This window comes from Bacillus cytotoxicus NVH 391-98 (assembly GCF_000017425.1).
Taxonomy (GTDB): domain Bacteria; phylum Bacillota; class Bacilli; order Bacillales; family Bacillaceae_G; genus Bacillus_A; species Bacillus_A cytotoxicus.
This window is the reverse complement of the sequence record NC_009674.1, coordinates 4074190-4087024: the sequence shown is the minus strand read 5'-3', so window position 1 is coordinate 4087024 and position 12835 is coordinate 4074190. Positions and strand designations below refer to the sequence as shown.

The 12835-nt window shown below is 35.7% G+C and carries 14 protein-coding genes; 13 read left to right on the top strand and 1 reads right to left on the bottom strand.

All coding sequences use genetic code 11. The features are described from left to right. Positions 1-44 precede the first annotated feature (44 nt). The 10 genes from rpmH to BCER98_RS20235 all read left to right on the top strand — a co-directional run bounded on the left by rpmH (position 45) and on the right by BCER98_RS20235 (position 9343). Positions 45-179 carry a 50S ribosomal protein L34 gene (rpmH, locus tag BCER98_RS20280; protein ID WP_000831901.1) on the top strand — a complete coding sequence of 45 codons (135 nt, stop codon included), beginning with the start codon at positions 45-47 and terminating at the stop codon, positions 177-179. A 76-nt stretch (positions 180-255) separates the two neighbouring features. After that, the gene (gene rnpA, locus BCER98_RS20275; protein ID WP_012096472.1) at positions 256-603 is read left to right on the top strand and encodes a ribonuclease P protein component; all 348 of its coding nucleotides are present in this window, start codon (positions 256-258) and stop codon (positions 601-603) included. A 58-nt stretch (positions 604-661) separates the two neighbouring features. After that, a complete protein-coding gene (gene spoIIIJ, locus BCER98_RS20270; protein WP_012096471.1) occupies positions 662-1429 on the top strand; it encodes a YidC family membrane integrase SpoIIIJ in 768 nt (255 codons plus the stop codon). Further along, positions 1426-2043 (top strand): RNA-binding cell elongation regulator Jag/EloR, encoded by a 618-nt coding sequence (jag, locus tag BCER98_RS20265; protein ID WP_012096470.1) that lies wholly within the window; start codon positions 1426-1428, stop codon positions 2041-2043. The genes spoIIIJ and jag overlap by 4 nt, the downstream gene beginning before the upstream one ends. Positions 2044-2330: 287 nt before the next feature. Beyond that, the gene (gene mnmE / locus BCER98_RS20260) at positions 2331-3707 is read left to right on the top strand and encodes a tRNA uridine-5-carboxymethylaminomethyl(34) synthesis GTPase MnmE (RefSeq protein ID WP_012096469.1); all 1377 of its coding nucleotides are present in this window, start codon (positions 2331-2333) and stop codon (positions 3705-3707) included. Positions 3708-3751: 44 nt separating this feature from the next. Beyond that, positions 3752-5641, top strand: coding sequence for a tRNA uridine-5-carboxymethylaminomethyl(34) synthesis enzyme MnmG (gene mnmG, locus BCER98_RS20255; RefSeq protein WP_012096468.1), 1890 nt, complete (start codon positions 3752-3754; stop codon positions 5639-5641). Between the two features lie 21 nt (positions 5642-5662). Continuing rightward, entirely contained in the window at positions 5663-6382 is a 720-nt protein-coding gene (gene rsmG, locus BCER98_RS20250) for a 16S rRNA (guanine(527)-N(7))-methyltransferase RsmG (protein WP_012096467.1), read from the top strand. 105 nt (positions 6383-6487) lie between these two features. Next, positions 6488-7360, top strand: coding sequence for a nucleoid occlusion protein (gene noc / locus BCER98_RS20245; RefSeq protein ID WP_012096466.1), 873 nt, complete (start codon positions 6488-6490; stop codon positions 7358-7360). Between the two features lie 377 nt (positions 7361-7737). Then, positions 7738-8499: a sporulation initiation inhibitor protein Soj gene (soj, locus tag BCER98_RS20240; RefSeq protein WP_012096464.1), complete on the top strand. Its 762-nt coding sequence runs from the start codon at positions 7738-7740 to the stop codon at positions 8497-8499. Then, positions 8492-9343, top strand: a complete 852-nt coding sequence (locus tag BCER98_RS20235; protein ID WP_012096463.1) for a ParB/RepB/Spo0J family partition protein — start codon at positions 8492-8494, stop codon at positions 9341-9343. The genes soj and BCER98_RS20235 overlap by 8 nt, the downstream gene beginning before the upstream one ends. Before the next feature lie 20 nt (positions 9344-9363). Here the strand turns inward: BCER98_RS20235 and yyaC are convergent, their stop codons facing one another. Then, positions 9364-9954 (bottom strand): spore protease YyaC, encoded by a 591-nt coding sequence (yyaC, locus tag BCER98_RS20230; RefSeq protein ID WP_012096462.1) that lies wholly within the window; start codon positions 9952-9954, stop codon positions 9364-9366. Between the two features lie 433 nt (positions 9955-10387). Here yyaC and BCER98_RS20225 point away from each other — a divergent pair, with 433 nt between their 5' ends. The 3 genes from BCER98_RS20225 (at position 10388) to ychF (ending at position 12679) form a co-directional block, all read left to right on the top strand. Beyond that, positions 10388-11245: a mechanosensitive ion channel family protein gene (locus BCER98_RS20225; protein WP_012096460.1), complete on the top strand. Its 858-nt coding sequence runs from the start codon at positions 10388-10390 to the stop codon at positions 11243-11245. 20 nt (positions 11246-11265) lie between these two features. Then, entirely contained in the window at positions 11266-11463 is a 198-nt protein-coding gene (locus BCER98_RS20220) for a DUF951 domain-containing protein (RefSeq protein ID WP_012096459.1), read from the top strand. A 115-nt stretch (positions 11464-11578) separates the two neighbouring features. Further along, positions 11579-12679, top strand: a complete 1101-nt coding sequence (gene ychF / locus BCER98_RS20215; protein WP_012096458.1) for a redox-regulated ATPase YchF — start codon at positions 11579-11581, stop codon at positions 12677-12679. The last annotated feature ends 156 nt before the right edge of the window (positions 12680-12835 follow it).

Here is a 12835-nt window from a genome sequence, read left to right as displayed (position 1 = left end):
ATAAGACTGTCTTTAACAGATATTCCTCAGGGAGGTGTCATATAATGAAAAGAACTTACCAACCAAATAAACGTAAGCGCAGCAAAGTACATGGTTTCCGCAGCCGTATGAGCACAGCGAACGGACGTAAAGTGCTAGCAGCTCGTCGTCGTAAAGGAAGAAAAGTATTATCTGCGTAGACCACTGAACGATCAGTGGTCTTTTTTTCTAGCCGTAATGAATTTCCACTGATGAAATACAGGAGTGTCAATTGATATGAAGAAAAAGAATCGTATTAAAAAAAATGATGAATTTCAGGCCGTTTTTCAAAAAGGAAGATCTAGTGCCAATCGTCAGTTTGTTATCTACCAATTAGATAAGGAAACACAACCATACTTTCGAATCGGTCTTTCTGTGAGTAAGAAAATCGGGAATGCAGTAGTTCGCAATCGGATTAAACGTATGATTCGTCAATCCATTACAGAATTAAAAGATGAGATAGATTCTGGGAAGGATTTTGTTATAATAGCAAGGAAGCCTTGTGCAGAGATGACATACGAAGAGTTTAAGAAAAGCTTAATTCATGCCTTCAAACGTTCAGGGATAAAAATTACAAACAAGTAGCGTAGGAAAGGGAAAATGAATTACACTATATACATACCGAAACAAGGAGGAGCAGGCTGTGAAAAAGAAGATAGGCTTACTTGCCATGGTTATCGCTTTGATGGCGATTGCTGCAGGTTGTAGTGAAGTGAATCAGCCGATTACACCGAAAAGTACAGGGATTTGGAATGAATATTTCGTATACCCGCTTTCTCAGTTAATCACGTATTTTGCAAACTTATTTGGTAGTAATTATGGTTTAGCAATCGTTATTACGACACTTATTATTCGTTTTGCGTTATTACCATTAATGATTAAGCAAACGAAGAGTACAAAAGCAATGCAAGCACTGCAACCAGAAATGGTAAAATTGAAAGAAAAATATAGCTCTAAAGATCAAGCAACACAACAAAAATTACAACAAGAAATGATGCAACTATATCAAAAGCATGGTGTCAATCCACTAGCGGGTTGTTTGCCAATTTTTATTCAAATGCCAATTTTATTCGCATTTTACCATGCGATTATGAGAACGGCTGAAATTAAGCAACACAGTTTCTTATGGTTTGATTTAGGACATGCAGATCCTTATTATATTCTTCCTATTGTTGCTGCAATTACAACATTTATTCAGCAAAAGATTGCAATGACGGGTACTGTTGGACAGAATCCACAAATGGCGATGATGGTATGGCTTATGCCAATTATGATTTTAATCTTTGCAATTAACTTCCCAGCAGCATTATCTTTATACTGGGTAGTTGGTAACATCTTTGGTATCGCTCAAATGTATATGATCAAAGGCCCTGAAATTAAGGGTAGTAAGGCAGGAGGATCAAGCAAGTGAGTATAATTACTGCTAAAGGACAAACCGTCGAGCTGGCAGTACAAGATGCTTTAAGGCAATTAAAAGTTTCAAAAGAACAAGTAGATATAAATATTATCGACGAAGGCAAGCGAGGATTTCTAGGCTTGATTGGGAATCGACCTGCTGTGGTAGAGGTGATCGTAAAAAAAGATCCAGTCCAGGAAGCTGAAGAGTATTTACGTAATGTCGTTCAGGCGATGGGAGTGGATGTAGCGATTACAAAAAAAGTAAAGGGAAGAGATGTGGAATTCATTCTTTCTGGAAAAAATGTAGGTGTTTTAATTGGAAAAAGAGGTCATACTTTAAATTCTTTACAATATTTAACAAATCTTGTTGCGAATCGTAGTACAAAGCAATATGTTGGTATAACAATTGATGCTGAAAACTATCGTAGTAAGCGAAAAGATACATTAGAATCTCTTGCTTATCGATTAGCAAAACAAGTAGCAAGTACAAAGAAAAATGTTGTATTAGAGCCAATGCCTTCTTTTGAAAGAAAAATTATCCATCAAGCATTAGCGAATCATCCAAATGTTATTACATCTTCTGAGGGAAAAGATCCGCATCGGCATGTTGTAATATCTCCCAAATAACCGGTCACTCATTTGAGTACCGGTTTTTTCTATGAGTTTGTTCTAACAAGTTTTCATGTATCAAAATAAGAGGTTTATATGCAGATTTGACTGACGAAAAAATAGCTGTGGATAACTAAAAACACTAAACTTATCCACTGTGAATAAGTTTAGTGTTTTTTACATGAGGACATAATAAAATGAGTTAATATTCTTTTGTAGATAGGTTCATTATGGTATCCTAATAGTTTAGTGAAGGAAAAAATTATGTTGAAATAGAGAGAAATAAGCAAGTGAGGTGAAAGGACATGGAATTTGATACAATTGCTGCGATTTCCACGGCACTTGGGGAGGGCGCGATTGCCATTGTTCGAGTAAGTGGAGAGGATGCGATTGAGAAGGTCAATCGCATTTTTAAAGGAAAAGATTTAACAGCAGTATCTTCTCATACAATTCATTATGGTCACATTGTGGATTTAGATACAAATCAAGTTATTGAGGAAGTTATGGTATCTATTATGCGTGCTCCTAAGACATTTACACGTGAAGATATCGTAGAAGTGAACTGCCATGGTGGTCTTGTTTCTGTAAATAAAGTATTGCAACTGATTTTAGCACAAGGAGTACGTTTAGCTGAGCCTGGTGAGTTTACGAAGCGTGCTTTTTTAAATGGTCGTATTGATTTATCTCAAGCTGAGGCAGTAATGGATTTAATCCGTGCAAAAACAGATCGTGCAATGAATGTAGCGATTAATCAAATGGAAGGACGTTTATCCAAATTGATTGGTCGTCTTCGTCAAGAAATTTTAGAAACGTTAGCTCATGTTGAGGTAAATATAGATTACCCGGAATATGATGACGTGGAGGAAATGACACATCGTATTTTAATTGAAAAAGCAACTCATGTTCAAAATGAGATTGAAAAGATTTTGGAAACATCAAAGCAAGGAAAAATTTTGCGAGAAGGAATTGCAACAGCAATTATCGGAAGACCAAATGTCGGAAAATCTTCATTATTAAATAGTCTTGTTCAGGAGAAAAAGGCTATTGTAACAGATATAGCAGGAACAACTCGTGATGTTATTGAAGAATATGTCAACGTACGTGGTGTACCACTTCGACTTATTGATACAGCTGGAATTCGCGAAACAGAAGATATTGTCGAACAAATTGGTGTTGAGCGATCAAAAGAGATGATGAGCCAAGCTGATTTAGTATTAATAGTAGTAAATTATAGTGAGCCATTAACGAATGAAGATGAAGAGCTATTCCGTGCTGTACAAGGAAAAGATTTCATTGTCATTGTAAATAAAACAGATTTACCACAAAAGATTGAGATGGAACGCGTAACAGAATTAGCGAGTGAGAAACGTGTTATCACAACATCCTTAATTGAAGAAAAAGGCGTAGATGAATTAGAGAAAGCAATTGCTGATCTGTTCTTTGAAGGAACAATTGAATCAGCTGATATGACATATGTTTCTAATGCAAGACATATCGGTTTACTAACACAAGCAAGAAAAACGATTGGAGATGCAATTGCTGCAATTGAGAACGGTGTTCCAATTGATATGGTTCAAATTGATTTAACAAGAACATGGGAAATACTTGGTGAGATTACTGGTGATACAGTTCATGAAAGCTTAATTGATCAACTGTTTTCTCAATTTTGTTTAGGAAAATAATAAAGATCTTTCAAGATGATAGACGATAGTAGGAGGAATAAATAATGGGATACAATGCCGGTTCTTACGATGTCATAGTAATCGGTGCAGGCCATGCAGGATGTGAAGCTGGTCTTGCAGCAGCACGAATGGGATCAAAAACATTAATGTTAACAATTAACTTAGATATGGTTGCGTTCATGCCATGTAACCCTTCTGTTGGTGGACCCGCAAAAGGGATTGTTGTTCGTGAAATCGATGCATTAGGCGGCGAAATGGGACGAAATATTGATAAAACGCATATTCAAATGCGTATGTTGAATACAGGGAAAGGCCCTGCTGTACGCGCTCTTCGTGCGCAAGCGGATAAATTTTTATATCAACATGAATTAAAGAAAACCATTGAAGAAACGCCGAACTTAACATTACGTCAAGGAATGGTTGAACGTTTAATTGTTGAAGATGGTGTTTGTAAAGGAGTAATTACACAATCAGGTGCGGAATATACAGCGAAAACAGTTGTTATTACAACTGGAACGTTTTTACGTGGTGAAATTATTATGGGAGACTTGAAATATTCAAGTGGTCCAAATAACCAACAGCCATCTATTACATTATCAGAGCATTTAGAAGAGCTTGGATTTGAACTTGTTAGATTTAAAACGGGGACACCTCCTCGTGTAAATAGTAATACAATTGATTACAGTAAAACAGAGATTCAGCCAGGAGATGATCAACCGCGTGCGTTCTCATTTGAAACAACGAAGTTTATTTTAGATCAAATTCCGTGCTGGTTAACATATACAAGTGAAGAAACCCATCGCTTAATTGACAAAAACTTACATCGTTCTGCTATGTATTCTGGTATGATTAAAGGAACAGGTCCTCGTTATTGTCCATCAATTGAGGATAAAGTAGTACGATTTAATGATAAGCCACGTCATCAAATTTTCTTAGAGCCAGAAGGACGTAATACGCAAGAAGTCTACGTTCAAGGATTATCAACGAGCTTACCAGAAGATGTACAGCGTGAAATGTTGAAAACAATTCCTGGTTTAGAGAATGTTGAAATGATGCGCACAGGTTATGCGATTGAATACGATGCAATTGTACCAACACAGCTTTGGCCAACCCTTGAAACGAAAAAGATTAAAAACTTATATACGGCGGGGCAAATTAATGGTACGTCTGGTTATGAAGAGGCGGCTGGCCAAGGGATTATGGCTGGAATTAACGCTGCATGTCGCTCTTTAGGCAAAAAAGAAGTCATTTTAGGTCGTTCTGATGCTTATATTGGCGTTTTAATTGATGACCTTGTGACAAAAGGGACAAATGAACCATATCGTCTGTTAACTTCTCGTGCGGAATATCGTTTATTATTACGTCATGATAATGCGGATCTTCGCTTAACAGAAATCGGTCATGAAATTGGATTAATCCCAGAAGAGCGTTATGAACGTTATTCTCAAAAGAAAGAACAAATTGAACAAGAAAAGGCTCGTTTAGAGGGAATTATTATTAAACCACGTCCTGAAGTACAAGAGTTAATTCGTAGTGTTGGTGGAAGTGAATTAAAAGATGGTATACGTGCTAGCGACTTACTACGACGTCCAGAAATGACATATGAACATATTCGCTTACTTGCACCAAGTGAATTAGAAATCAATGATGAGGTTGCAGAGCAAGTTGAAATTCAAATTAAATATGAAGGATATATCGAAAAGTCCTTACAACAAGTAGAACGTATGAAGAAAATGGAAAGTAAAAAAATTCCTGTTGATATAGATTATGATGCTATTTCTGGTATTGCATCAGAAGCAAGACAAAAATTAAAAGAGGTTCGTCCACTGTCTGTAGGGCAAGCATCTCGTATCTCAGGTGTAAATCCAGCTGATATTTCCATTTTACTTGTATACATTGAACAAGGGAAAATTGCGCGAGTATCGAACCAATAAATAGTAAGGAGATATTGCGAGATGAACATAGAACAATTTCAATCTATGCTAGGAGAAAGAGGGATTTCCCTTTCTCCTAGACAATTAGAGCAATTTGAAATGTATTTTGAAACATTAGTAGAGTGGAACGAAAAAATGAATTTAACAGCGATTACGGAGAAAGAAGAAGTGTACTTAAAACATTTTTTTGACTCTATTACTGCTGCTTTTTACTACGATTTTTCAAATCCACTATCTATTTGTGATGTTGGCGCAGGTGCAGGATTTCCGAGTATACCATTAAAAATTTGTTTCCCGCACTTAAAAGTAACAATTGTTGATTCACTGCAAAAGCGGATTAACTTTTTGAATCACTTAGCACAAAAACTGGAGCTCAGTGACGTTGCTTTCTGTCATGATCGTGCTGAAACATTCGGTAAAAAAGAACATGTACGTGAATCATACGATATTGTAATGGCGCGTGCAGTAGCTCGCCTTTCTGTATTAAGTGAATTATGTTTACCGCTTGTAAAGGTTGGCGGAACATTTATTGCCATGAAAGGTGCAGCAGCTAATGAAGAGATTGAAAATGGTAAATATGCTGTAGAAGTGCTTGGCGGACAATTAGAAGAGGTATCTACGTTCCAATTGCCATTTGAAGAGAGTGAACGGAACATTTTATTAATCAAGAAAAAGCGCAAAACACCGAAAAAATATCCACGTAAGCCAGGTACACCCAATAAATTACCTATTGAAAAATAAATCTTATTAGACGTAAGATTAAATTATATAAATGGAACCGTAAATGTTTGATAAGGAATATGTTTATGTAGAATATTCAATAGGCCCAAAGGTGGTGGAATATGTATGAAAAATACGTTTTCTCGTTTATTTGGCTTTGGAGATAAAATGAGCGAACTCGAAATACAAAATGAAAGCCATGAAGATATAAATAAAAAGATACATGAAGAAATACATGAAATTCCGATAGCAAATATCATTCCAAACCGTTATCAACCACGGACGGTGTTTGATGATGCACGCATCGATGAACTAGCATTAACAATCCGTACGCATGGGCTTATTCAACCAATTGTTGTAAGGCAGTATGAAGAAGATTGTTATGAAATTATTGCCGGGGAAAGGCGTTTTCGTGCTGCAACGAAATTAGGATGGGAAAAGGTTCCTGCAATTATAAAAAACTTAAATGATACGGAAACAGCTTCAGTTGCTTTAATTGAAAACTTGCAACGTGAAGAGTTAACAGCAATTGAAGAAGCTGTTGCATATCAAAAGCTAATTGAGTTACATAATTTAACGCAAGAGGCACTCGCACAAAGACTTGGTAAAGGACAATCAACTATCGCAAATAAATTACGGTTATTAAAGTTACCTGAAGATATTAAAAGGTCATTATTAGAAAAAAGTATTACAGAGCGGCATGCTCGTGCACTTATTCCTTTGAAAAATGAAGAGTTACAGTTAAAAGTTTTACAAGAAATTGTGGAAAAACAATTGAATGTAAAACAGACAGAAGAGCGAATCGCAAAGTTACTTGAGGAAGTAAAACCGAAGCGTAAAGCAAAGAAAAAAGCGGTAAGTCGCGATATGAGGATTGCGATGAACACGATTAGGCAATCTTTACAAATGGTTGCAAAAAGCGGTTTGAATGTGAACTCTGAAGAAGAAGAATTTGATGAATATTATCAAATCACAATTAAAATTCCTAAGAAAAAATAATAGAGTGAAACTTTAATTGGTGGGGGCTTCATCCCCTACTGATTCGTAGTCTTCACGAACTGAGTTACCCGAAAATAGCGGGTTCAATATATGATAGAGGTCTCATCTTTTTGATGAGGCTTTTTTATTATATTGATACAAAAGAAAAACAATTTTTTAGGCGAAAGAGGATCATGTATTGAAACAATTCATGAGGTTTTTGTCTTATACATGACGGAAAAATAACGATATATCTTTTTTCTTATTGGAATGAAGAAGGAGTTTAAAAATAAATTTTGAAGTTTAATAAAGGACATAAAAGAAAATATTTGATTTCATGGTACAATAAATATAACTATTTTTAGAATAAGATAGAAAGGTTGAAAGTAGGTGACATCATGGGAAAAATCATTGCCATTGCTAACCAAAAAGGCGGTGTTGGAAAAACAACAACATCCGTTAATTTAGGAGCCGGATTGGCACAAATGGGAAAGAAAGTTCTTCTTGTTGATATTGATGCTCAAGGGAATGCAACAACTGGTGTTGGAATTGAAAAGTCCGAATTAGATCAATGTATTTATAATGTCCTTGTAGAAGACACAGCTGTTCAAGAGGTTATAAAGAAGACCGCAACTGAAAACTTAGATGTTCTACCCGCTACCATTCAATTAGCAGGAGCTGAGATTGAATTGGTGCCAACCATTTCCCGGGAAGTACGTTTGCAGAGGGCATTGCAACCAGTTCGTACTGAATATGATTACGTTATTATTGATTGTCCTCCATCTTTAGGTTTGTTAACAATTAATGCGTTAACAGCAGCCGATTCTGTCATTATCCCTGTTCAATGTGAATATTACGCATTAGAAGGATTGAGCCAACTATTAAATACAGTTCGTCTTGTACAAAAGCATTTAAATAAAAATTTAGCAATTCAAGGCGTATTATTAACGATGTTAGATGCGCGCACAAATCTAGGAATTCAAGTTATAGATGAAGTGAAAAAATACTTTAGAGATAAGGTATATCGTTCTATTATTCCACGCAATGTTCGTTTGAGCGAGGCGCCGAGTCATGGTAAACCGATTATGCAGTATGATGCTAAATCAAGAGGGGCTGAAGTATATATAGATTTAGCAGAGGAAGTGATTGCAGGTGGCTAAAGGACTGGGAAGAGGAATAAATGCATTTTTCCCTGATTTAGATGTGAAAGAAGAAGAAACGATTCAAGAGATTGCAGTAACTGAACTAAGACCTAACCCGTACCAACCTAGAAAAAACTTTCATAAAGAAGCGATTCAAGAATTAGCAATCTCTATTAAAGAACATGGCATTTTACAACCTTTAATTGCGCGAAAGAGTATTAAAGGGTATGAAATCGTAGCTGGTGAAAGAAGATATAGAGCTGCAAAGGAAGCAAATCTTGAAAAGGTACCAGTTGTTGTACGTAAATTGAGCGAGCAGCAAATGATGGAACTCGCTCTTCTTGAAAATTTACAGCGTGAAGATTTAAATCCAATGGAAGAGGCTATGGCCTATCAAATGTTAATGAATGAGCTAAATGTAACACAAGAACAATTAGCGAAGCGCCTTGGAAAAAGTAGACCGTATATCGCGAATTACACAAGGTTACTGACTCTCCCTTCATTTGTGCAAGATATGATTGCAAGTGGGAAGTTATCAATGGCACATGGACGCACCTTACTTACCATTAAGGATGAAGAACAATTAAAATCTTTATTAAAGCGCATTGAAAAAGAAGGCTTGAATGTTCGGCAATTAGAAAAAATTGTTCAAGAGATCAATCAGCGAGTTTCACGTGAAACAAAGAAGAAGAAAAAAGAAAGAAATATCTTTTTTATAGAACGTGAAACAATATTAAGAGAAAAGTTCGGTACAGAGGTGAAAATTAAGGAAACAAAAAAAGAAAAAGGGAAAATCGAAATCGAATTTTTTAATAAAGAAGATTTGAATCGAATTTTAGAACTACTTTCAGGGGGGAACTGAAAAGCAAACCATCTTATTATTTACAGATGGTTTGCCTTTTTTAATACAGATAACTTTTGATCTGTTTCTTTTATGCTTTGGGCGATTACATCGGCCATTTTCATCACTAAGCTTAATCTTGTATTTTGAAGCACAAAAAATTCCATAAAACCATTTAAATTTACAATGCCATGTATATGTAATTCTCCCACTGCTGGAAGTTTTTTATTCATTGCAGCGCCTGGTTTACTAGGTCCTTTTCCTACCGTTATGGAACCGATATTTTGTGACTTGCCAAGACATGCATCAACTGCAATAATAAAAGAATTCGGATTTGAAGATTGTATATTCTGAATATTTTCTTCGAGATTTAGAGCGTGCACAGGTTCATCAAGGGTGCCGAATACTTGGAAGTTTTGAATATTTATTTGTTCTAATTTTGTACCAACTAGCGGCCCAAGTGCATCACCAGTTGAACGGTCTGTTCCTATGCAAACTAGTATAAGTGGTGATTCGGTCGGTATGTGTGATAGTAAGAAATTGCTTAATATTTCTGAGGCTTCTACATCATGATGCATAACATTTTGTGATTCTTTTTCAAAAAAAGGTAAGCGAAAACTCCCAATATTCATGAAGCACCCATCCTTTTATTCATTTTTTTAATATGTTATACATTCTTTTTTTCTATTAAGAATATTACATTAAGCTAAGATGTGGGGAATTATAAGCATATATGTTGCAAATTATTTATAAGAGAGAAAAGAATAGTACCAGTATATATTTTTTTGTGTCATTTTATACCTTAATCAAAAGAGAAAGTGAAACTTTAATCAGTGGGGGTCTTCACCTCCCACTGATTATGAGCCCTCACCAATCGGGCTGTTACGGGCAGTTAATTTCTCACCTATCTTCCTTGTTTCTCTCTGAATCTTGAGGTGGGAGTCTTACTGCCCTAAAATAGCGGGATAAAAATGTAAATAAGATAGCAAAGTTTTTAAAGAAATAAGGGAAACTTCTGATACAATAAGGGATGAATAAAAGATTATTATTGGAGAGGTAAAACAGATGGATTTATTAACTAAATGGTTTGATTCTATTGATTGGTCCCATATTGGAATGGGAGCAATCAAAATAGTAGTTATTTTAGTGCTTGGTGCAATTGTAGTTAGAATTGCTAGGGCAATTGTAAGAAATGCATTTCGAATGGGCAGCCGTTCGCCGATTCAAATTTCAGAGCGCCGTACAATGACGGTAGCAAAACTGCTTGAAAATATTGTGGCATACGTTGTTATATTTATTATGCTAATTGCTATTTTAGGGATATTTGGCATTAATGCATCAGGTTTATTAGCGGGGGCAGGGGTAATCGGTTTAGCGGTCGGTTTTGGTGCCCAAAGTTTAGTAAAAGACGTTATTACAGGATTGTTTATTTTATTAGAAGATCAATTTTCAGTTGGTGATTATGTTCGCATTGGTCAGTTTGAAGGTGTTGTTTTAGAAATTGGGCTACGTACAACGAAAATAAAAAGTTGGACAGGCGAAATTCATATTTTACCTAACGGAGGCATTATGCAAGTAACGAACTTCTCTGTTAGCAACAGCGTCGCATTTGTTGATGTTTCTATCTCTTATGAGAGTGATATTGACCAAGCAGAACGAGTGATTGAAGAATTATTAGAAGAATTGCCTGCAAAATATGAAGATATGGTAACAAAGCCAGAATTATTAGGTGTTCAAACACTTGCTGCATCTGAAGTTGTATTGCGTGTAATTGCTGAAGTAGCGCCGATGAAACATGCAATTATTGCAAGAGCTCTTCGAAAAGAGATTAAAAATCGTCTTGATTTACACGGTATTGAAATTCCATATCCACGTATGGTTTTATATAATCGTGAAGAAATGGTTAATAACACAGCAAATTAATGGGAAGAGGGGATTAGAGAATGGAGCAGAAGCAATATAACTTGTACGATATTGTGGAAATGAAGAAAGCCCATCCTTGTGGTGAAAATCGTTGGAAGATTATTCGTATGGGAATGGACATCCGCATTAAGTGCGAGGGATGTGACCATTCCGTAATGATTCCTCGAAGAGAATTTAATCGTAAGATGAAAAAAGTACTTGTGAAACATGAAGAATAGATGTGAGGTAACAGTTACATAAGGTAGCTGTTACTTTTTTGAATTTTTAGGTAACTTGTCATTTTATTTGTTACTATCTATAATGATGGAAGATTGAGACATAGGAGTGAAAAATATGGGATTAACGGCTGGAATCGTTGGCTTACCTAACGTAGGGAAATCAACATTATTTAACGCAATTACACAAGCAGGGGCAGAATCTGCAAACTATCCATTCTGTACAATTGATCCAAACGTAGGAATTGTAGAGGTGCCAGATGATCGTTTAAATAAACTAACGGAACTAGTTGAGCCGAAGAAAACTGTTCCAACGGTATTCGAATTTACTGATATTGCTGGTATTGTAAAAGGTGCAAGTAAAGGTGAAGGATTAGGAAACAAATTCTTATCTCATATTCGCCAAGTAGATGCAATTTGCCAAGTGGTACGTTGTTTTGAAGATGAAAATATTACACACGTTTCAGGAAAAGTCGATCCAATTGATGATATTGAAACGATTAACCTAGAATTAATTTTAGCGGATTTAGAATCTGTTGATAAGCGTATTGAACGTGTTGCTAAATTAGCAAGACAAAAAGATAAAGAAGCGGTATTTGAGCATGAAATTTTAGTTCGTTTAAAAGAAGCGTTTGAAGCAGGGAAACCAGCTCGTACGATCGAGTTTACAGAAGAACAAATGAAGGTTGTTAAAGGGCTTCATTTACTTACAACGAAAGAAATGCTATACGTAGCAAACGTAAGTGAAGAGGATATTATGGATCCTTCTGAGAACCAGTATGTACAGAGGGTAAAAGAATTTGCAGCAAAAGAAAATTCACAAGTTATTGTTGTTTGTGCAAAAATTGAATCAGAAATTGCTGAATTAGATGAAGAAGAGAAAAAGGTATTCCTTGAAGAATTAGGCATTGAAGAGTCTGGTTTAGATCAATTAATTCGTGCCGCGTATGATTTGTTAGGACTAGCAACTTACTTTACAGCTGGTGTACAAGAAGTTCGCGCATGGACATTTAAAAAAGGGATGAAAGCACCACAATGCGCAGGAGTGATTCATACAGATTTCGAACGTGGATTTATTCGCGCTGAAACAGTTTCATATACTGATTTAATGGAATATGGTTCGATGACAGCGGCGAAAGAAGCAGGAAAAGTACGTTTAGAAGGTAAAGAGTATATTGTAAAAGACGGGGACATTATGCACTTCCGCTTTAATGTATAATTTGATATTTCCTAGGAAAATAGTGAGAAAAGCTTGGTGAATATATTATATGTTTACCAAGTTTTTTATTTATTGGTTAGTTGATTCATCTAACTTACTATGATATAATCTAAACTCGTGAGTAATTACTATTATAATAATTAATTGCTCCTTGCC